This window comes from Terriglobia bacterium (assembly GCA_020073085.1).
GTDB lineage: Bacteria > Acidobacteriota > Terriglobia > JAIQFV01 > JAIQFV01 > JAIQFV01.
Genome location: JAIQFV010000008.1, coordinates 95,512 through 117,489, shown reverse-complemented (window position 1 = coordinate 117,489; position 21,978 = coordinate 95,512). Strand labels below are relative to the sequence as shown.

The following is a 21,978-nucleotide window of genomic DNA, read 5'->3' as shown; positions in this document are numbered from 1 at the left end:
CTAACCCTCTTTCTCCACAATTGGATAGGGCACGTCCTCTGCCATTCATGTGAAAAGATTCATTTGTTCATATGGAATTTAAGTCCCATTGACTGTATAAGATCAGGACAATTCGTCCCATTTCCGGCGATATTCGCAGTTTCCCGTTCGGTTGCATGCAACAGATTTGTTACATGCGGCACGTTGCAGATTGAGGGCAATACTGCATGAAAAAGGGCCGTATGGGGATGTCAGCAGTGTGCCTGCCTTCATTCCTGTTACGGCCCAAGAGTGGATAAACCAAATGTCGTGATTAGATTATATATGATAGCTAGGGATGAATTTCTTTCCGATCAATTTGTTTGTGCTCAAGGGGCAGCTGTCCGCCTCGCTCTTGGATTCGCTTCCAGAGTGCCATATAGTCTTCCGAAGTCTGTAGCGCACCCACAGCCGTTGTCGCAGCCCTCTTGCCGGTGCTGGGATTCAGGGGCCACCAATCGCTGTGTTGCTCCTTCATGTAGGGAAGAAAGGCGAGAGTCGATTCCTTGTTGAATCCCGCATGGCAAACAAATCCACTCACCGATCCGTCCACACCACACGAATAGGGAAGATTCTGCGCCACCTTGAAATCGTGGAAGCGCTTCTGAACCGTTCCCAGGCCGTTGTTGGTCAGCCCATACGGAGCCATGTGGCAATCAACGCATTCAACGCCCGCATCGTACATGCGTTTGAACGCCGCATTGGCTTCATTGTGGCGGTTGACGTGGCAGTTGAGGCAGAGCAGATCATCCTGGCCTTCGAGGACAACCTGGTAAGCCTCGGGCTTGTTCTTATCCCCGCCGGGCTTATATATGGCCACTCGGCGGCCAAGAGCGACAGCCACAGTGTGAGATGGGTGACAAGCCGCACAAGTTACACCCTCCACCACACCATCCGGGATCAAAGCCGTATTCTCCATAAATCCGTTGTTGAATGTTGCCTGGGCAGTGGACTGAAGGGGAGAGTGGCACTTGGCGCAGAAGGTATTCTGTGTCGACCCGTGGTTGGATTGTGCGTGGCGTGATGCGAACCAACCGTTCCCGGAGAGTGAGAATGCGGTGTTGTTGGCGTCGATCGTCACCCCGACGACGTCCAACATGTGATCGGCAGACACGCCGCTCGTGAAATGACATCGAACGCAACCGTTGGCCTCGGAGTAATTGTAAGTTGGAGGGTTCAAGGGCGCCGGTGTCGGCGTGGCTGCAAATGTAATAAGCGTTAAAATTGTAAGAATGAAAAACATGAAGCCAAACAAAACAATGAATTTCTTGGGCATAAGTGAGGGTCCTTTCTGACGTTAACGTTTTGTGAATATTTTCACAATAATTGTTCAAAAAAAAGCCCTAGGGACTCTTATTGTTTTCAGCCATGGCCATTGGGCCTCCTTATTTCAAGATACAGCCACTCTGCAGGCGCGGCTGTTCAAAATCCTCTCATCCTCATCTTACAACAAAATGTCGTTTTGGTGACACCTTAATTCCCGTGACGGAGTATTCAGAGACGTTCATAGAGAAGCAAAAGGGCCGCATCGAATCAATGGAGTGTACCTTCCATCAAGATCGAATGCGGCCCCATCCCCGGATTAAGCGGGAGGCTTCAGGTCAAGATTGGGGGCAGGGAAGACGATTGACTCTAATACCAAGACTGTGTTCAGGCTCCCTGGCCCCTGAATAAGCGAACGCGACCAAGCTCAGGAATCAGAACTCGACTCCTCCAGCCCAGTGGCGATGATGACAAGAGGTACAGTTACTTTGACCCCCGGTAATATGGACATTGGCTACCGTGCCACTGGGTCCATGACACTGCAAACACAAAGTAACATTAGCAGGCGTCAGGTGTGTCCGCTGATAGGTCCCGGAGAGTTGTTGATTCAACAGTTCTGTTGTCCGCTTGGCGACAGAAGCAGTCAGCCAGGCGCATCTTTCAGCTCGCTCGGGAGAGCCCGTCTTGAAACCCGTGTGATTAGCCCACTTCGTGACGGACACATGACAGAGTTGGGACTCCGAAACCGTGGTGGCAATCTCGAACTTTGGGGTCTTGGGTCTGTAATTCGGGAGCTTCTCTACTCCGTACCAATTGAAGATTTCGCTAATCAGATCGTTTCCGGTTTTTGAATCCTTGAGAAGATAAATGGCTGCGGCGATGCCATTCAGAGCTCCACAAAGACTACCCCAGCCGGCGACCCCCCCACCGCCGTATTTCATCATGGTCGTGGGAAAGGTATCGAATGGTGCTCCCAGCTTGGTGCGTAACTCCCCGATAATGCCTTCGAATGCCCCGTACATGCACCCACCGTTGGAATAGCCCAGATACGCTCTCTCGGCTACTGCAATCGGATCCAATTCCACATAGGGCCAAGGCAAAGCCGGAACAGCCAGCGGCGCTTCGTCCGACGAAATAAGTCTCGTGACCCCGGATCCAGCGACTGCACCGATGGCGATTCCACCCACGTTCTTGACGAAACTTCTTCTATTGGATGAGTCCATTTACTACCTCCTAGGTTTGAGTTTGAGATCGACCGTACTCTCTTATTTGTGAACAAATTCACAATAATATAATGAAGAAAGGCCGCTAAAGAACTGATGAAGGGTCGCCTTCCCTCAATTCCTACGCGGCCCAAATAAACAGAATTCAGAGTGCTGCCGTCAAGCGAACAAACAGGGCTACTGGGCAGCCGGGATTCGATCCACTCGTTTTGCTTCGACCGATACCCGGGTGGTCCGGTTCTGGATCTCTTTCCACAGGTCCATGTAATCCGCTGGTGTTGTCAGTGTCCTTGCAGCCGTCGTACCTGCCCTTTTGCCGGCACTCGGATTCAGTGGCCACCAATCACTGTGCTGCTCCTTCAAGAAGGGCAGGAAAGCGAGTGTTGCTTCCGTGCTGAAACCGGGATGGCAACGGAATCCTGAAACCGCACCGTCGACACCGCAGGAATACGGAAGGTTCTCTGCGACCTTGAAATCATGGAAGCGCTTCATCACCGTGCTATTTACAATCTGACCATAAACAGCCATGTGGCAATCGGTGCACTGCACACCGGCGTCGTACATGCGCTTGAAGGCCACATTGCTTTCGTTGTGTCGATTGACGTGGCAGTTAAGGCACAACAGGTCTTGTTCGTCTTCGGCAACCAATGTGTAAGATGCCGCCTTGGTCTTGTCCTGGCCGTAATGATAGATCCCCAGCCGGGGAACAGTACCATGAGGCGGGTGGCATCCCGCGCAAGTCACACCTTCCATCGTGCCATCAGCTATCAACGCGGTGTTCTCCATGAATCCATTGTTAAAGGTCGCTTGAGGTGTGGCCTGGATAGGAGAGTGGCATTTTGCACAGAAGGTGTTCTGAGTGGATCCATGATTGGATTGAGCATGCCGGGAAGCACGCCAACCGCTTCCAGACAACGTGAAGGCGGTGTTCGCCTTGTCGATCGTCACGCCCACCGCTTCCATCATGTGATCGCCCCCCGCGCCCGACGTAAAGTGGCAACTCGGACAGCCGTTCGACTCCGTATAGTTATAGGTCGGAACATTGAGCGGTGCCGGGGTGGGATTGGCGGCCAAAGATAGACTTGCAAGAATAAGTAAGAACGTAAATGCTAAAATGAGCTTCTTTACCATAAAAATGATCCTTTCTGACGTTAACGTCATGTGAAGAATTTCACGGAGTGGCTGGTTAAGATCTCGATTCAAGACTTTAAAATCTCAGGAGATCCCCGCCGCTGTTATGGCTTCGACCGGCGGGCCTCTCGGAGATATTCGATAAACATAATCCTTGTTAATTCAATAGTTCTACCCCGAGCGCCGTTGACATCGCTCAGAAGTAGAGCCGAAGCGAAGTGTAAGGCAGATTCGCTCGGTAGTTCTGGTTGTTCAGGAATTTCTCCTTGTAGTCAAACCGCTGAAACCCGCCGTTCCAATCCAGATGCTCATGAAGCTTAACAGTCAACCGGACCTCGGGCGAGTGGAATTGAAGAGGATAAGACGAAATCAGCTGGCTCGTTGAAGTCGCAACCTGGTCTCCCTGGCCGTTATCCTTCTCGATGCGATAGCCGAAGGAGAGGCCCACCCGCGGATGAAGCTGCACGTGGGAATTGAAATAGAAGTAATGGTCTCTCAGGAAATACAAGCTATCCCCCGTGGTCTGGACGCCGCCAAGAAAGAAGATGATGGAGGAGTCGGAGGTGAGCCTGTTATAGGTATAGCCCGCGGTAAGAGAGAACTTGGAGCTGGGCGTGAAATCCGCGGAGGCGCTGAAAATCCGTCCCTTGGAATCCACACCAAAATTCTGGCCCGCCAGCGTGAGCGCGGGATTGTTATTGTCCCGGGTCACCATCGAGGCATTGAAAGTGAGCGTCTTGGTTGGTTTCACGCTGGTGCGCACGCGGAAGTTGTTGTAGTTGTAATTGGAGAGCCGGGTAAACACGTTGTCGGCCGTGCCCCGCTCAAAGTCAAAAAAGACAGTCCAGATGGAAGCGGGACGCGCCTTGAACCCCACAATCACCGAATTGGTGTGGTTGAACTGTGTGTCGGTATCGAGCGGCGTTCCCAGAGGGGGTTGAATCGAGGTCCCCAACTCCACTCGCCGCGCCGTATAACGATAGCCGACATGGCCGGAGAATCTCGAACTGAACTTGTAGTCCCCCTCAACGTAGTTGGAGAACAGACGATATCCAACCAGCTCGAAGGTCAGGCTGGGGGTAAAGAGAGGCGGAAGGGTGGTTGTTCCAAAAGCGGTGGTGCGATTGCGGAACAAGGATTCGAGGATGTTCGCCCCGCCCGTAATGCGGAAACTGTTCACTCGGAACGTCTCCGAGATGGTCAATCGGTCGGTGGCGAACAGACTTATGCCTAAGTCACCAATCCCGTTAGGCCGCCGGGCGCTCCCGGCCCCCTGGAAAAGATCCAGGAGAATATTGTTGGCCGAGGCATCGACCCCCTTCACGAGCTCCGCAAGGTTATACGTCGTGGTTCCGGTCGTATAGATAAACCGACCGGTAAAGTCGAGCTTCTTCTTGATCAGCGTATGGGCACTGAAGCGGGTAAAGGGCATGTGAGTGCGCGAGGGGACATCCCGCTGCAGGAAATTGATCACGCTCGTGTTGGTCGGATTGTTCCCCACATTGAGGGAGGGAACCACATAAGTCGTGTCGTCTTTAAAAATTCTGTAGCCCTGGAGAAAAGAAACATCAAACACCCACAACTTGGCATCAAAACCAACCCGCCAGTCGTTGGCCACGGACCGGATGGGGGACAGGATCGGGAACTCATCGCGCTGATAATCGTACGTGGTGATCGCATTCCCGTTGCTTTGGTCCATCGTGTAACCGACATAAAACTTGAAGCGCTGATTGTCGGGGAAGAGCGCCAGATTGAAATCACCGAATTTTCGGTTGTTATCGGCGAGGTGCTGATTCAAGGCCAGGTTCGTGAGGTTGTTAAAGTAGTCAAACTGGCGGAAGTTCGCATCAAAGCGGTACCACTTGTTCTTCTCGACATCCACCCGCAAATACTCGTTGGGATCTCCGCCCCAGCCGAGGGCTGTGACGCGGAATAAATCGAATAAGCCTCCGTCGCCGTCCTTCGACCGCGCCAGGAAATCGTAATTGAAGAGCCGGAAACCGCGGCCGTAATTCAGATCGTTGCGGTATTTGTTGTCATTCCCATCTCTGCCCAAAAACCGCACCCCGAACTCGGCGTCCTGGGTCACGGTATAATTCCCCAGGATCGTTTCGCCGGAGGGGGGAGTGGATTGTGCACGGACCACCAAGGCTCCCAGCGCGATCCCCAGCACGATCAAAAGCGTGAATCCGATTTTATTTTTCATAATGTGCGTTTCTCCCAAAATATCGTTAGCGGTATAAGCCCCTCAAGCCTCAGCGGAAGTAGAATCGATCGAGATTCGACCCGTGGATCTTGGCATGACACGTAGTGCAGTTCTGGAAGCGCACGGTCGCCTGGTTGTGGAACGAGGGGGTATCAGGGGCTCCCACCGTGCCGGCATTGCTGTGGCACTCCAGGCAGAGGATCCGCACCTCATTGCGTTTCAGCAGTTTTGCATTGTTCGACCCGTGCGGGATATGGCAAATCGTGCAACCCTCTTCCCTCAGCGGGGCATGCTCAAATACAAAGGGTCCCTGTTTGTCCGCGTGACATTTCATGCAGGGGGCGTCGCCGCCGGTTGCCAGCCTCACCTGCTTTTGTTCAAACCCTCCGTGAGGATTGTGGCAGTCGGTGCACTTCATGGTGCCTTCGATGACCTTGTGACGGAAAGGCATGGCGAATTGCGCTTTGATTTCGTTGTGGCAGGAGAAGCACAGCATCGGCTCTTTCTGGACCAGCATCTTCTGAGCCGTCGCCGTCGCCGAATGCGGCGCATGGCAGTTGATACAGCTCACATCATTCCGCCAGTGTTCCCCCCGGCGGAAGTTGTTGTGCTCCTCTTTTCCGGCGTGGCAACGGAGACATGTTTCAGAGATCTGTTTGGCTGACTGGTCCTCGAACGTATGGATCTTGGTCTTATCGCCACCTGCATCCACGTGAGCTTTGCCCGGGCCATGACAGGCCTCGCAGCCCTTGTTGTCGGCCGTCCAGTTTCCATATCGCGTCAGCTTGAAGTGGCCCGTCTTTTGGAAGTTGTTGTATATCTCTTCGTGGCAGGTCTTGCAGGTCTCAGCCCCGACATAATCCTCCGCCTTGTAATTCGCCGATGTAGCCTGCGGAGTTTTTCCCTTGTCGGGCTTTGCCGATTTCGAGAAGGATAGGGAAAAGGCGCCCACAAGTCCTACAAGCACCAAGCCGCTGATGAGCGTCATTTTGATCGCTTTCAGCGGGCTCGTGGATGAGGTCATAGTAATCTCCTTGTAGTTCATACTAGGTGGAATGCTCAAAGAAGCTGGGTGTTTCCGGGAATGACAACTTGAACGTGCAGCCTTAAGAGAGGCGAGCTTGAAGCAAGGGCAAATTCTAGCCAATCTAGACCGGAGTTGTCATTAATCATTTGCAACTACTTCCTTGCTTCAATGTTCGATTCGTAAGCATTCCGTCTGCCATTGCACCGAACTGCTGGCAATGGCGAACCTTAGTGCAATAATTCACATACAGATTCAGCAATTCGTACGCCAATGAAGTCTGGAAGTCAAAGAAAAGGCTGCGTAAGAATTATATTTAGAATCAAAGGATTAGCTGAAATTGAAAATGCTAATACCGGAAGCCTCGGAATGCCACCGTTGCAGTGCAACAGAGTGTTTCATCGAGAGGTTGCAAAAAAAGGGTTCGGAGGTGGAAAATTTGACAGGTATGAAATGGTCCGGCCAAGATGGTAGAGAGGACATTTTGACCCCCAAGCAGGGAATAATCGGACTTTTTACTTGGGATGATTGCACTCCCGGTCGTTCCGAACCCGCGACCAAAAGGGAGAGGCACTCTTGGTAGCTTTTCGAGGTTTTGATGCCAGTCGGGGCGCCTGAGGCAAAAATGGCGGTGAAAAATACTGGATGTACGCCGCAGCCCTCCAGCCAGGGGGAGCGGGAGTAATCCACTCCAAGAGCGTGCCAGGGCGATCTCTTGGTGCCGCTTCGAAGATCGAGGAGAAGCTCCAGAAGGCGGGTCCCAGAGCACGAAATGAGAAGAGGGAAGGACCGACGAATAGAGGACGCAAGAAAATTATGGGGAAGGCCAGATCAGTACATGAAATCCCTGACGTCGTAGACCGAGAGCTTCGCCGGTGGGATCGGATAATTAGCTCGGAGTTGTTGGCGCATCAGGGTCATTTGGGTCTTGATTTGAGTGGGTGAAAGCGGTCGGATTCGCTCTTCCGTGGCCTTGCGCGTATAGGGCATCTCCGGAAGTTGTACAAATTCAGAGAAATAAATCAGATCGTGCTCGTTCAGCGGGAGGGAGCGCAACAGCTTGACCGTTTTTTCGATATGGTCCGCATTGAACTTCATTCCTCCAATCCCCACCATAATAATCAACCCCACGGACAGATCGGCCTTCTTGACGTGCTCCACGGCTTCGCGAATCTCTTCACTCCGGCCGGGTTTATTGAGGAAGGCCAGGAGGGGATCACTTCCCGTCTCGACTCCAATATAGACTCGTTTGAGATTTCGAGCTGCCATCTCCTTGAATTCCTCGACCGTCTTTTGCTTGGAGGAGAAGCAATCCATGAAGGACACGATCCCGTTGAAGTGGATGGGATGGGCTTTCTTCCAAAGGGTGCGGTCTTCTTTCTCCATGCCGGGCGGGGTGATATCGAACTCCTCATTGAGGGCGTCGAGAAACTTCAGGAGGGTTTTCTGGGGCGTCACGATGGCGTTGGCGTCACCGAGAAAAATCGTCCGGCGCAGGCGGAGGGATTCCCCGTAATAATTCCGGACGTCCTTGAGATGTTTTCGAAACTCCGCGGGCGTCTTGATTCGGAACTCGCGGTCCTTGTAAAAGGTGCAAAAGCTGCACTGGTTGTAATGGCACCCTTCAGTCCCCTGGACCACCAGCGAGCGGTACTGGTCGGGCGGGAGGATACTGATCGGTTTATAGATCTGAAGAAATTCCTTGGCTCGCTCGGCGTAACGATCCAGGGTGTAGGAGAGAATTCGCTGCATCCACTCCTGAACCGCTTTGGCTTCACTCACCGGGATATGCTGCTCAATCAGAGCCTTCATTTTCTGCAGCTGCAAGGCCTCGAGAACCTCACGAACGGTCTCCCGCGCGTTGGTGAAAAACTCCTGGATCTCTTTCGGTTCCAGGGAGCGGCGCATGGTTAGCGGGGAACCCAACTTGTCGGTCTTCCATTTGACCAGATACCGATTGTCTTCGCTGCGTTGGAAGGTATGCCCATTCAGAAAAACGGAGATCATCCGTCCTTCACGGTCGAAGTTGAGGCTGTTGTTGAAGTGGTTCAGACAAATGGAGATGGAATCATGCTTGGCATGAATGATGACCCGCTGGTTGCGGAAGTTGTTGAGTGTGAGGTCCAGGCGCATATTTAGAAAAGATCGTCGGTCGCTACCCCTACGGTCTTCTTTTTCTCCTTATCCGGGGATACAAATTATCTCGTTCTTGGGGCGGTGCGGGGCCGAGTCGAGACCTGCGAAGAGGTCCCAAAAGGACGGCACAAATTCTGCCTTCTCGGCGCCGTCCTTTCGGGAACATTCTATGCACTCATACGAAGGCCGCTCGATGTCCCGGGCCTTCTGCTGAGGAAACGTGCGACTTCAAACGAATGCAGCACCCGATCATGGAAACAGGCCGCGCAACTTAAAGGCCTCTGCCACACGACCGACTGCCAGTACATAGGCCGCCTTCCGCATGTTGATCTTCTTGTCCTTGTGGATGGCGTAAACGTCGTTAAAGCTGCGGGTCATAATCTTCTTCAAGCGGGAGTTCACGTCCTCGATATCCCAGTACAGTTCCTGAACGTTCTGTACCCACTCGAAGTAGCTGACCGTGACTCCGCCGGCATTGGCGAGAATGTCGGGAAGGACGACGATCTTGCGGTCGAAGAGAATCTCGTCGGCGCCCGGCGTGGTCGGTCCATTCGCCGCCTCCGCCACGATCTTCGCATTGATCTTGGCAGCGTTCTTCAGAGTAATGCAGTTTTCGAGGGCTGCCGGGACCAGGATGTCGCACTTGAGCTTGAGGATCTCTTCATTGGAGATCGGTTCGGTGCCCGGGAAACCCACGACCGAGCCGGTCTGATTCTTGAACTCCAATACTTTTCTCGGATCGAAACCCTGGGTGTTCAAGATGCCTCCCCGGGAGTCACTGACGGCGATGATTTTCACTCCGAGGTCATGAAGGAGGTAGGCCGCGATGGATCCGGCATTCCCATACCCTTGAATCACGGCAGTGGCGGTCTTCAAATCGATGCCCAGTTTCTTAGCGGCTTCTTCAATGATGTAAACGCAACCCTGGGCGGTGGCTTCATTGCGGCCGAGCGATCCACCCAACGCCAGAGGCTTTCCGGTAACCACGCCAGGCACCGCATAGCCCTTGTTCATGGAATAAGTATCCATGATCCAGGCCATGGTCTGAGCATTGGTGTACACATCCGGTGCAGGGATGTCTTTTTCAGGTCCGATAATGATCGAGATCTCCGAGGCATAGCGGCGGGTCATTCGTTCCAGTTCGCCTTGGGACATCTCCTTCGGGTTGCAGGTAATGCCGCCCTTAGCGCCGCCATAGGGGATGCCGACCGTCGCACACTTCCAAGTCATCCAGCTGGCCAGAGCTTTGACTTCATCCAGGGTGACGTTGGGATGAAAACGGATCCCGCCCTTAGCGGGGCCGCGGGTGGTGTTGTGTTGTACCCGATGTCCGACAAAAACCTCAAGACGGCCGTCGTCCATCCGGGTGGGGATGGCGACGGTTAGACATCGTTCGGGAGTTCTGAGCTTCTTGCGAACACCTTCGTCCAGCCCTAAAATGTCCGCCGCATCGGCGAACTGTTTCTGGGCAATCTCGAAGGCATTCAAGGTTTCCGTTAACTCTTGAGTCATAGTGGGTGTCATGATGTTTCCTTTCTGGAGAGGTTTGCCGTTCGTGTTTAACTCTGGAAAATCCCATTACGAAAGAACCGGGGTCTACTGATATCGAAGATCAACACTCAGCCTTTCATTGATTTCTGATCGCATTCGGATGAATTCCCCTTGGATTTTCATCCATCCGGGCCTGAGAACCCGTCTCATGCCTTTGAATGAAACAACGCTATGAGGACTGGCTTGAAGCAAAGTTCCTTCGCGGTCTCAGATGCGAAGTCTGATCCGAAAGAAAATGCGTCCGAGGGCCGAATCCAGAGGAAAATAACCTCGTCGGCCGCTCAACTCGATCACCTCCTTTGAGTCTCTGTTCATTGGACTCCCTTACCCGATTTGGACTTCAATCTTGAGTGCAGACCGCAACGTGTGCTCGAGAGGGCAGGATTCCGCGGCGTGGCGCAGGGCTTCTCGATAACGTTCGGGCACCTCAGGGGGCAGATGAATGCAGGCACTCACTTTGGAAATCCGGGTCGGATTTTCCTCCTGCTCCCAGTCGAGGTGAAGCGAAAACCGATCTCCGGGCAGGTTCCGGGCCCGGAAGAAGTGCTGGATATAGACTGCCATGCTCAGGCCCAAGGAGGAGACGAACAGCTCATTGGGGGTCATGGCCGAGTCGCCGCCTCCAGAAGAAGTTGGCTGATCGCTCAGGATCAGATGATTCCGTGTATGGGCCTCGAAGGAATACTTATCACGGTGATTCACAATCACTGACATTTTCTTCTAGCCTCCTTGTTCCACGGAAGGCCCATCCGGCTCAGAGCAGGGCCGAGCGCCCGGCGATCAGGTTCATTAGGACGGGCTAACTCAAGCGTGGGTTGCATTCAAGTATTCCTGACTGGATGGATCGTGGACTTCCAAAGTCACCCGCGCGACACCGGTCGTCAGTTAGGAACCGTGCTTTCTTCGGTCTCCAGCGCTTGCGGCGCAGTGGCCAGGTCTCGTTCCCGGAGATACTGGTCGATAGCCCGTGCGGCTTTTCGCCCCGCGCCCATCGCCAGAATGACGGTTGCACCACCCGAGACAATATCCCCTCCCGCAAAGACTCCCGGGATGTTCGTCGCCCCTGTCTCGGGATCGGCGACGATGTTCCCCCACTTATTTGTTTTTAGATCCGGCGCGGTGGACGTCAGGACGGGGTTTGCTCCCTGACCCACCGCCATTACGACGGTATCGACGGTCAATTCGAATTCAGAGCCGGACAAAGGAATCGGCTTGCGGCGCCCGGATTCATCGGGTTCGCCGAGTTCCATCCTCTGGACCCGCATGCTCCGGACGCGGCCCTTCTCATCGCCGAGGATCTCGACCGGATTGGTCAGCATGTGGAATTGGACGCCCTCCTCTTCCGCGTGCTCCACTTCCTCCTTGCGAGCCGGCATTTCTGCCCGGGAGCGGCGGTACACCAGGTAGGCGTTCTCGGCGCCCAGGCGCAACGCGGTTCGGATGGAGTCCATCGCGGTATTGCCACCTCCCACGACCGCCACATGGCGGCCTCGGATCACGGGGGTGTCGTATTCCGGGAATCGATAGGCCTTCATCAGATTGGACCGGGTGAGATACTCGTTGGCAGAATAAACGCCAATCAAATTGATTCCCGGAATCTTCATGAAGGAAGGGAGACCCGCGCCGGTGCCAATGAACACGGCATCAAAACCGAATTCGGTCATCAATTCCGTCAATGTCAGGGATTTTCCGATGACAACGCTGGTCTGCAGCTCGACGCCCATCTTGATCAGGTAGTCAATCTCTTTTTGCACGATCGCCTTGGGGAGACGGAATTCAGGGATGCCATAAACGAGAACTCCTCCCGCCTTGTGCAGCGCCTCGAAAATAGTGACCTGGTAGCCCAACTGGATCAAGTCTCCCGCCAGGGTCAGGCCGGCAGGTCCTGAGCCCACCACGGCGACCTTCTTGCCATTGGAGGGTCGCATCGTCGGGATCTCCTCGGCCATATGCGCTCTCGCCCAATCGGCGACGAAACGCTCGAGCCGTCCGATGGCGACCGGCTCGAAACGGGCGCCCAGCGTGCACTTCAATTCGCATTGCTCTTCTTGCGGGCAGACTCGGCCGCAGATCGCGGGCAGCGAGTTCTTTGATTTCAAGATCCGGGCGGCGTCTTCGAATCGCCGTTCGGCAATCGCTTTGACGAAGGCGGGGATGTCAATCTCGACAGGACAACCCGCGATGCAGGGCATGTTCTTGCACTCAATGCACCGATTGGCCTCAAATACGGCCTCCTCCTCGGCGTAGCCCAGCGCCACTTCACTGAAGTTGTGCGCCCGCTCCAGGGGTTCCTGGCATTTCATCGGGGTTTTTGTCTTCGCGCCAATTTTCTTTGCCATAGTTTTAACTGAAATTCAGAAGAATTTTTGTTCTCGATCCGGGGCGGCCAAAACGGTTCTCACGACTCGATGCCGCAATGGACCCCACAAAGGTTTTCATACCTCGCTTGAGCTTCCTTTTCAAACTCCACGTAGCTCTTGAGCCGTGCCGTCAGCTCATCAAAATCCACCTCATGACCCTCGAATTCGGGACCATCGACACAGACGAACTGCATCTTCCCGCCGACCATCACGCGGCATCCCCCGCACATGCCCGTTCCATCCACCATAATCGGGTTGAGGCTGACGATGGTCTTGATCTTCGCTTCCTGGGTCACCCGGCACACCGCGCGCATCATCGGGACGGGCCCGATCGCGATGACGAGATCGATGGGTTTTCCGTTGTTCATGAGCTTTTTCAGCGCGTCCGTTACGAATCCATGCATCCCGTAGCTGCCATCATCAGTGGTCACGATGGTCTGTTCCGAACGGGCGCGGATTTCGTTCTCCAGGATCAACAGGTCCTTGGTCCGGGCTCCGATGATCGAAGTCACGTGACTGGAAGAATCCTTATAAGCTTTGAGGATAGGATAGACCACCGCCGCACCGATTCCTCCGCCAATACAGACGACATTGGCATTGGGTTCGATATGGGTTGGCTTCCCGAGCGGTCCGACCACGTCCGCGAGGGTATCGCCCGGCTGCAGCTGGTTCAGGAGCCGGGTGGATTTTCCGACCGCCTGCACAATAAGGGTGATCGTCCCCCGAACAGGATCGGAGTCTGCAATCGTCAAGGGAATGCGTTCTCCCTCCTCGTTAATCCGGATCATGACGAATTGCCCCGCCTTGCGCTTTCGGGCGACCAGGGGAGCTTCGACTTCGGTCTGCACCACGTCGGGCGCCAGCTGTTTTCTGCCAACGATAACATGCATGAGTGAAAAACTCCTCTTGAGCAACGAGCTGAGATTCCGCCTACTCTGCCCCCGCGAAATGAATCAGTGTTTCGCCTTCCGGCTTTTCCACATCGAGGGTGGAGTGAAAATGCATTTCCGGCTTAAGCTGCAAGGTCTGATAAACCTCGCACTGGTGGATGGCGCACATGAAGTCGTCCGCAAGATCCGCGGGGACGGAATTGGGCATGTGCACCGAGACATCGATTCTGCCAATCCGGTTTTTATCTCCCGCGAATTCCCATTCCAGGATCGTCTTCAAACCCGACACCGACAAGGAATGTTCCTTGCAGAACTCGGTCGCCGAGTTGGAAATGCTCGCTCCCAGAGAAGCGATCAACAGCTCGGATGGGCTGAGGGAGGCGTGGAGCCCCGGTACTTCAGCGGCTTGGTCGCACACGAACACATGATTGCCGGACTTGATTCGGAACCCGTTTTCCCTGGTGAGATCTACCGTCAGTTTCATAGTGAGAGATTCCTCCATGGTTGAACCCTCTTTCTTGAGATCCTACCGCGCAGCAGCGCGCAGAGGGGGTGGCGACCCGTTTAACCCGGCCTTGGACTGAAACCCGCGGCGCGGCCGGACTGCCCCGTTTCAGTCAGCTTCTCGATACCTTCTGTGTCCATCTTCTTGATTGAAACCACCTCTTGCCCCTCCCAGCCAAGTCCTCCAGCGTTCCCCGGCAGGCGTCTTCGGCTTCGAGGGGTCCTGCTCCGACATTGGCGGTCAAATGAAATGCCATTCAAAGGGATCACAACTTGGGATTGGCGGCGAGCTCTTTCAAACGGTCCCAACGCCTGTCCGTTTCTTCCTGAATTTCCCGTACGACGCCGGCGAACTGTTCTTTGGCCAGGTGGGAAAATGCCGTTCCCATCACCTCAAAGGCGGATTGAACGGGGATCTTTCTTCCCGAGGCCTGAGGATCGTAATTCAAACGCGTAATCCCGTTCTCAATCTCGTAGAGAGGGAACAAACAACTCTTGACGGCTCGATCAACGATTTCGTTGCCTTGCGAGTCTTCAGCCCCCCAGTTGAGGGGGCACACGGAAAACACCTTTCCGAAGGCAAAATTTCCGGCGCGGACCATGGCCTGGGCCCGGCGGGCCTTCCCAATCACGTCGCGGGGATTGGATTCGGCCGCGGTGAAGAGGTAAGGGGCATTGGTGCCTCGCAGGATTTCGATGATGTCTTTGCTGTGCTGTTCCTTGCCCTGGCCCATTTTTCCCAAAGGCGCGTTTGTGAACCTCTCGCCCTTGAACCCAGTGTAGCAGAGTTGTCCCCCGGTGTTCATGTAACCCTTGTTGTCATATTCGAGCATGATGAACGGATCATTGCGTAAAGCGGATCCGATCACCTGGTCCATTCCGATGTCGTCGCCGCCGTCGCCCGAGACCACAATGAAGGTGATTTCGTCCTTAATTTTTCCCTGGGCGCGGAACCGGCGATACATTTCGACCACACCGGTCGCGGTCGACGCCCCGTTGTGAAAGAGATTATGGAAATACGGGGTCTTGAAACTGGTGTTGGGAAATCCGGTGGTCACGACCATCCCGCAGCCGGTGTTGAAAAGGAACACGACATTCCCGTCAATGCCGCGCAGGAACAAATTGAGGTTTGTGAACATCCCGCACCCCGGACATGCGGAATGCTTGGCGATCCGGGAAGGCATTTGGGAGAGGTGCTTGAAATCGACCTTGACCTGGTTCGCATTCAGGGTGGTTTCCTGGGTGGTCAGGGGATTGAAGATCTGCGGTGGATCGTAGCCGGGATCCCCTGGCCAAGCTCCGTAATAACCCCGCAGCTTTCGCTCGTCATCAGTGATACTGGGATAATGCCACGCCAGGTTCAACAATTCGACCCCATCCTCGGGACGGAAATTGAGTCCCCCGATCCCATACGTCCGGCTGATGAGCAGGTTTGTTTTTCCCGCTCGTTGTAACGTCGCCCCCAGTTCGTTGGCAAGATAGTTTCCCGCCCCATATTGCGAAACCCTCTCCGCCACCACGAGACGCGGTGTGGTGCCGATGGCCTCGCGCATTTCATCCTCGGGCCAGGGGCGCAAGACGGTCGGAATGATCGCCTTCACCCGTTTGTTTTCGGCCCGCATTTTGTCGACCGAGGCCTTCGATGCCTCTCCGGCTGAATTCAAAATGAAGAGCCCGGCCTCGGCATCCGGGTCTCCATAGACCTCCACAAAATTGTAGCGGCGGCCGGTGAGCTGATAGAACTCCTCGAAGATCTGAGGAATGAGGTCGTACGCCCTTTTGAATTTCTCGTCCAATTGTACCTTCGTGTTGATTAAATCGTCATTCATGTAAGGCCCGAAGGTATGGGGATGTTCCATGTCGAGAAGGTTGAGGCGGGGAGGGGTCGGTCCCACGAATCGACGGACGTCCTCCCGCTGGGCAAACACCAGAATGCGCCGATTGGCATGGCTGGTGTGGAAGCCGTCATAGGCGACGATGGCAGGCAAATTGACGGTTTCTGCCACTTTGATGGCGATGATGTTCAGGTCATACACCGCCTGGACCGTCGGGGCACAGAAGGTGAGCCACCCCCAGCCGAGTGAGGCCATCAGATCACTGTGTCCATTCTTGATGTTGAGCGGCGCATTGATGTCGCGGGTGGCCAGGTTCAAAACCACCGGCAGGCCGAGACCGCTGATGGCCGGCATCTCTTCCGCCTTCAGCATCAGGCCTTGTGAAGAGGTGACATCGACGGCGCGTCCGCCGGCAATCGCCATTCCCGTGACAACAGAAATAGCGGCAAGCTCGCTCGTCCCGACCACGAACGACATGTCCGCATCGCCGTTGGCAATGGCTCGGCTGACCATCTCTCCGACTTCGCTGGAGGGAGTGATCGGATAATAGCCTTCTCCATCATAGCCAATATCGAGGATGGCTTTGGCGGCAACCTCATTCCCGTTTCCAATAAATGTGGCCTGCGTTGCTGCCGCAACGGAGGTCGTGAGTTCGGTCTTTTCAATTGTGGTGTCCAAGGGCATGATCGGTTCCTATGGGGTACGGATGATTTTATTTTCTTTCTAATGTCTGCAGAACCTTATCTCCTGCTGAAGGGCCGCTGAATGTCTCCGCGAGCACTGCCGCCTCAGGCCACAGCCATTTCGGCCGGGGCGGTCAGGGCCTTCCCTTTCTTCGTGTCCGGGCAGGCTTCAACACAGCGCATGCACCCTTTGCAGTACACGGCATCGATGGCAATCATTTTCTTGTCATCCCAGACAATCGCTCCCGGGTCAGAGCAGACCAACATGCAAAGCCCGCAATGGGTGCAGATCTCGGCATGAAATTCGGGGATGGGATTGATGCTGGCGCTGGGCAAGGAGGACGATAGATTCAAATGGGTTGTGGCGTCGATCGCTCCACCTTCGTTCATGTTCATGAAGCCGATACGCCCCCGGGGTTCCGCCGGGGCGACAAGCGGATACTTCCCGTCATCCTCAAAGTGCTCTTGCGCAAAGGATCCCAGAGCCCGATCGAAGGCCTGGAGATTTGCATCCGACGCCCGGGGCCAGGTCTCGCCCACCACCCTGCGCAGTATGTCCAGCGGGATTTGCAGGAATTTTCCGAGAACCACCAGGATGGGCACATTAAGGCGCGAATTGGTCTCCAGGGCTATCCGCGTGGCGTCCAGACAGCAGATGGTGCCGCTGTGGAGCCGCAGGTCTTCCCGGATGTCCTTCGGCGAGCGCTGAGTATTGGCAATCACCAGCGCATTCTTCTGCAGCCCGCGGTTGAGCGCCAGGGGGCGGACCAGGGCATCGCGAAAAATACAGAGAATATGCGGATGATTGGTCGGCCCGCTCTCCCGGACGGGAGTGCCGAATTTGCAGAGCCGAAGGGAAACATCCGTGGGCGTTCCTTTTTTCTCGCTGCCGTACTTCGCATCATAGGCGCCGTCGAGATCCAAGTACGTCACACACACCTTGAAGAGCAGTTTGGCCGCCATGTTGGCGCCGTCCCCGCCGATCGCCGACATCAGGACATTGCAGAATCCCAGTTCATCTTGAAATGGGAGTCGAACGTTCGTATTGGATGAAGTCATTTATCGGTTTGCCTTCCCGTAGGGGTGAGATCAAGGACCATTTCACTTTCGGTGTCGAAACTTCCGATGAACTGGAAGCTGTTCTTCTGGAAGACTCGAATTGCTTGAAGATTGGACGACTCGACGGAAATCCAGATCTGGCGGTAAGCCGCTGCCATGGCTGCCCGTTTCGCCAGTTGGATCAATTGAGTGCCAATCCCACGGTTTTGAAATTCCTGGAGAACGAAGATGGCAAGCTCAGCGCGACCGTCCTGCAAATTGCACAATACCGTGTGTCCCACCAAACGCCGACCGACCAACGCCACAAAATTCTCGCCGTCATGGGTCAGACAGTATAACCAACGACTGATTTGCTCTTCCGTGCGGGGAGGCATTCGTTGCGCGATTTGCTTGGGCTCAAATTGGAAGTACATCTCCTGCAGTGCCTTCAGATCCTGGGAGCGGAACGACCTTGCCGTTGCACGCGCTCCGGCCTTATCGATGAAGGTTCGTGACCAACTCGTGGTTTCATTCCCGCCAACCCTCTTCACCTCACCCGATTCGATGAGGGGGACATCATGAGTCAGGGTCGGCATCGGCGGCCCCCTTCTGCTGCCACATCTTTCCCCCCCAGCCCACACTTCCCCAAGGACCGGGAGACCCTGTCGGTAGTAAAAGAGGTTTCAGACAATATTCCTTTGCCACTCATTCCGAATGAATTACTGCATGAACAATGCCAAGAACGCAGAAACCTTTAATGAGTGAAAAACTTCACAAGATATTGGTTTTGTTGAGTGTTCTTCGAGATTTGAGGAATTCATGGATATGCCAGACATTTCGGTGCGTGTTGCATGCAACGGTTGCGTTGCTGGCAAAATGTTGCCAAAGTGGATTCTGTGGCGGATTGAAAATGGAGCGTAAAGGTTAGAAATTTAAGTGATCTCCAGCCTGGGCCCGCTTCTGTTTCGATCCCATTTGTGACCACTCAGAGAGCGTTAAGCGCAGGGACTTGAGGGTTGCGAACACAACAAGGTGGGTCCTGGATTCCATGACCCAAGGAAATCCATGAGTCAGATGAGTTGCAGTTACGAATTGAAAAAATGAAGGCTCCTTGTGAAAAGTGTACTACTATCGTTTCTCGGACACTCTGTCAGGTGGGGCCGGCGATAAGGCTGAGGTGAATCGAGCCAGGGAGGACCTTCCCGAGGCGGGTAATGGTCGAGCAACGTGGGCCCGCGGGAGCCTTGATTATTGTGAGTGGACCGTTTGAGCGCTTTCGAACATAAAATCCGACTAGCTGGATTCCTTCAAAATGCTTCGAGCCATCCTTTTCGACTTTAACGGAGTGATTATCGATGACGAACCGCTTCACTTTCTCGCCTTTCGTGACATATTCAAAAAAGAGGGGATACGCCTGACCAAGGGGGATTACTACGCCCGCTATTTGGCTTTTGACGATCGGAGTTGCATCCGGGAAATCCTGTCGGACAACCACAGGGAGTTATCGACCGCCTTCGTGACTCGCCTGCAACAGGCCAAGAAGCGTGCCTATCGAGCGCTGCTGAAGACGAGACTGCGGCCCTTTCCGGGGGCGATCCAATTCATTCGGGAGTGCGCGGCCGGCTACCCCCTCGCTATCGCCTCCGGCGCCCTGAGTTCAGAGATTGATTTAATTTTGGGAGCATTCCGTCTGCGTCGTTATTTTGCAGCCGTGGTGAGTGCGGACGATGTTATTCATGGCAAACCGCATCCGGAGACATTCCTGCGGGCGTGGAAAGCACTGAATCGGCGCCGGCCGCGGGGGGAGAAGAAGATCCTCGTGACCGAATGCCTGGTAATCGAAGACTCTCTGCATGGCATCAAGGCCGCGCACCAGGCAGGCATGAGATGCGTGGCCGTGGCACACTCCTATCCTTTGCGTGAGCTCGCCCATGCCGATTTCCGGGCGCGATCTATAGGGAGCCTGCAATTGTCGCAACTGGAGTCGCTCTTCGCGGATGATTGAGACGGGACGGCCCTCTTCTTCTCTTCGTTGTGGAGAGGAACCCCGTGTCTCGGTCTTCTGGTCCAAGAGATCCTTGCCTGCAATCGGGAATGAGCCTGTCCCCGTCAAACGGAAATATTTTGTGTCCCTGTTTTTTGATTTCTCCTATAATTTCGACCTCCTGCGTGAGAACCGGGTTTTTGCATGGGATTCACTTGCACACATTAAGCGAAGGCTTTGACTGAAACCGACAGGATGGAAGACGTTATTAAATGTCCGGACTGTGAAGGAATGCGTCTTGAAGGCGCAGCGCTCGATGTGGTCTATGACGGGGAGCCTCGTACCTTGGGGATTTTTCAGTGTCTCGATTGCGATGCCAAGTTTCAGATTACGTCTGGTAAAGGCGATTCCTGGTCCCTCGATGACGCCGAGGTGTTGCGCCTTCACGATTTGCGATTTGGAGAATTGAGGGATCGCATCAAGTTCTGTCCCACACCCCATGAACGGGAGTGCCAGTGTGAAGCTCACCTCTTTTTTGGAAGACCCTGATGCCTGCTCAGGTCTTGGACCTTATCCCCTCCGGGATGGGGCGATCCCGTGCCCCCAGGCAGCATAGTTCCCAGGGTTAATCACGACACGGATGTTGAGAGTCGATGTAGAAACAGGCACCCCGCAATGAACCACCAGGAAAAGAGATCTTATGTTCGATTCGCCCCGGAGTAGACATCCATGATCCCACGCCGTAGATTCATTCGCTCGCTGATGGCTTCGCCGGCCCTTTTGCCGATCATTGATTTGCACCTCAAAGATTCCACTCTCCGGAGTTCGTCGAGGGTGGAGGCCGCCTCTTTGAATGCAGCAGGTTTGGGTAACGATGAAGCCGCGTTCTGGAAGAATGTCCGGGACCAGTTTCTGATCCCACCAGAGGAAGCCTTCTTCAACACGGCGACCCTGGGCTCGATGCCGCGCCCGGTTTTGGAAGCGGTCACCACGACCTTGGCCGAGCTGAACACCACCGTGACGCACTGGGACTATCGTCCCGAACATCCTGACTGGTTTTCCGGATATCGCAATTTTCCTCCCCTCATGGAGAAGATTGCGCGGCTGATTCACTGTGATTCCGACGAAGTGTGCACCACACAAAATGCCACTTTCGGCATGAACTTCATCGCTCAGGGAATAGATTTAAAAGCCGGCGAGGAGATCGTCCAGACCGACCAGGAGCATCCGGGAGGATCCTGCGGATGGCTGGAGCGCGCCAAGCGTCATGGCGCGGTATGGAAGACCGTGCCCATTCCCAGGCCGCCCAATGATCCCGACGAAATTATTCGTCGGTTTGCGGCCGCGATCAATTCGAAGACCCGCGTGCTGGCCATCCCGCATATGACCTCGATGCTGGGCCTGGTCTTGCCCGTCAAGCGCCTGGCGGCCCTGGCCCGCGAGCAAGGGGCGAAGAACATCTTCGTGGCAATAGACGGGGCGCAGGCGGTCGGCCACATCCGCGTTGACGTGCGCGACATCGATTGCGACGCCTATTACTCCTCCCCGCACAAGTGGCTCCTGGCCCCTGCCGGGTCCGGTCTGCTCTATGTGAAGAAATCCCGTCAATCTGAAATCTGGACGACCCTGGCGTCAGCCGAATGGGCGAATTACGATAAGGGCGCCTATCGGTTCATGCAGTACGGCACGGGGAATCTCGCCCTCCTGAAAGGCTATGAGGCCGCTCTTGATTTCCACAACGCTCTCGGGCATGAGCGGGTGATTAACCGCATCAAACAGCTGGGTGATTATTTGCGCTCGGAGATTCAAAAGACCAGGGGGGCGACCATTCTGTCCTCGGTCCACCCGGAAATGAGTGCGGGCATCACGACCTGGAAGATGGAGGGGGTCACCGGGCCGGAAATGATGGACAGGTTTTGGAACACTCGAAAGATTCGCGTGAGATCCATGGGCACCGAAAACGGGGTTCGTCAGTCCACCCATATCTATAACAACGAAGCGGAAATCGACGCCACGATGGCGATGGTCCGCGGTGTAACAAGGCAGACATCGTGAAGGCGCCGGTGTATTAGCGGAAGGTGTGCCTGGCCCCGACACACCCTCTTTAGACCGCCGGATGGGATCAGAACTCA

General features: G+C 54.7%; 17 protein-coding genes. 3 read left to right on the top strand and 14 right to left on the bottom strand.

Going from position 1 to position 21,978, the window contains the following annotated elements; genetic code table 11:
• Window positions 1-310: 310 nt before the first annotated feature.
• The 14 genes from LAO21_09945 to LAO21_09880 all read right to left on the bottom strand — a co-directional run bounded on the left by LAO21_09945 (window position 311) and on the right by LAO21_09880 (window position 18,458).
• A complete protein-coding gene (locus LAO21_09945) occupies window positions 311-1,294 on the bottom strand; it encodes a hypothetical protein (protein MBZ5553031.1) in 984 nt (327 codons plus the stop codon).
• A 421-nt stretch (window positions 1,295-1,715) separates the two neighbouring features.
• On the bottom strand, window positions 1,716-2,504 hold the full coding sequence (locus LAO21_09940; protein MBZ5553030.1) for a C-GCAxxG-C-C family protein: 789 nt from the start codon (window positions 2,502-2,504) through the stop codon (window positions 1,716-1,718).
• A gap of 177 nt (window positions 2,505-2,681) precedes the next feature.
• Entirely contained in the window at window positions 2,682-3,635 is a 954-nt protein-coding gene (locus LAO21_09935) for a NapC/NirT family cytochrome c (protein MBZ5553029.1), read from the bottom strand.
• Between the two features lie 196 nt (window positions 3,636-3,831).
• Window positions 3,832-5,841, bottom strand: coding sequence for a hypothetical protein (locus tag LAO21_09930; GenBank protein ID MBZ5553028.1), 2,010 nt, complete (start codon window positions 5,839-5,841; stop codon window positions 3,832-3,834).
• A 49-nt stretch (window positions 5,842-5,890) separates the two neighbouring features.
• Window positions 5,891-6,865, bottom strand: a complete 975-nt coding sequence (locus tag LAO21_09925; protein MBZ5553027.1) for a DmsE family decaheme c-type cytochrome — start codon at window positions 6,863-6,865, stop codon at window positions 5,891-5,893.
• A gap of 831 nt (window positions 6,866-7,696) precedes the next feature.
• Window positions 7,697-8,998 (bottom strand): radical SAM protein, encoded by a 1,302-nt coding sequence (locus tag LAO21_09920; protein ID MBZ5553026.1) that lies wholly within the window; start codon window positions 8,996-8,998, stop codon window positions 7,697-7,699.
• A 252-nt stretch (window positions 8,999-9,250) separates the two neighbouring features.
• Window positions 9,251-10,513: a Glu/Leu/Phe/Val dehydrogenase gene (locus tag LAO21_09915; protein MBZ5553025.1), complete on the bottom strand. Its 1,263-nt coding sequence runs from the start codon at window positions 10,511-10,513 to the stop codon at window positions 9,251-9,253.
• A 363-nt stretch (window positions 10,514-10,876) separates the two neighbouring features.
• A complete protein-coding gene (locus tag LAO21_09910) occupies window positions 10,877-11,266 on the bottom strand; it encodes an OsmC family protein (GenBank protein ID MBZ5553024.1) in 390 nt (129 codons plus the stop codon).
• Between the two features lie 167 nt (window positions 11,267-11,433).
• A complete protein-coding gene (gene gltA / locus LAO21_09905) occupies window positions 11,434-12,891 on the bottom strand; it encodes an NADPH-dependent glutamate synthase (GenBank protein ID MBZ5553023.1) in 1,458 nt (485 codons plus the stop codon).
• A 59-nt stretch (window positions 12,892-12,950) separates the two neighbouring features.
• Window positions 12,951-13,802, bottom strand: coding sequence for a sulfide/dihydroorotate dehydrogenase-like FAD/NAD-binding protein (locus tag LAO21_09900; protein MBZ5553022.1), 852 nt, complete (start codon window positions 13,800-13,802; stop codon window positions 12,951-12,953).
• A 40-nt stretch (window positions 13,803-13,842) separates the two neighbouring features.
• Window positions 13,843-14,286 carry an OsmC family protein gene (locus LAO21_09895; GenBank protein ID MBZ5553021.1) on the bottom strand — a complete coding sequence of 148 codons (444 nt, stop codon included), beginning with the start codon at window positions 14,284-14,286 and terminating at the stop codon, window positions 13,843-13,845.
• A gap of 286 nt (window positions 14,287-14,572) precedes the next feature.
• Window positions 14,573-16,825, bottom strand: coding sequence for a pyruvate synthase (locus tag LAO21_09890; GenBank protein ID MBZ5553020.1), 2,253 nt, complete (start codon window positions 16,823-16,825; stop codon window positions 14,573-14,575).
• Between the two features lie 104 nt (window positions 16,826-16,929).
• Window positions 16,930-17,883, bottom strand: a complete 954-nt coding sequence (locus LAO21_09885; protein ID MBZ5553019.1) for a 2-oxoacid:acceptor oxidoreductase family protein — start codon at window positions 17,881-17,883, stop codon at window positions 16,930-16,932.
• Window positions 17,880-18,458, bottom strand: a complete 579-nt coding sequence (locus tag LAO21_09880; GenBank protein MBZ5553018.1) for a GNAT family N-acetyltransferase — start codon at window positions 18,456-18,458, stop codon at window positions 17,880-17,882. Before LAO21_09880 ends, LAO21_09885 begins: the two co-directional genes overlap by 4 nt.
• Window positions 18,459-19,174: 716 nt before the next feature.
• Here LAO21_09880 and LAO21_09875 point away from each other — a divergent pair.
• The 3 genes from LAO21_09875 to LAO21_09865 all read left to right on the top strand — a co-directional run bounded on the left by LAO21_09875 (window position 19,175) and on the right by LAO21_09865 (window position 21,901).
• On the top strand, window positions 19,175-19,867 hold the full coding sequence (locus LAO21_09875) for an HAD family phosphatase (GenBank protein MBZ5553017.1): 693 nt from the start codon (window positions 19,175-19,177) through the stop codon (window positions 19,865-19,867).
• 234 nt (window positions 19,868-20,101) lie between these two features.
• Window positions 20,102-20,395: a hypothetical protein gene (locus tag LAO21_09870; protein MBZ5553016.1), complete on the top strand. Its 294-nt coding sequence runs from the start codon at window positions 20,102-20,104 to the stop codon at window positions 20,393-20,395.
• A 180-nt stretch (window positions 20,396-20,575) separates the two neighbouring features.
• Window positions 20,576-21,901, top strand: coding sequence for an aminotransferase class V-fold PLP-dependent enzyme (locus LAO21_09865; protein ID MBZ5553015.1), 1,326 nt, complete (start codon window positions 20,576-20,578; stop codon window positions 21,899-21,901).
• The last annotated feature ends 77 nt before the right edge of the window (window positions 21,902-21,978 follow it).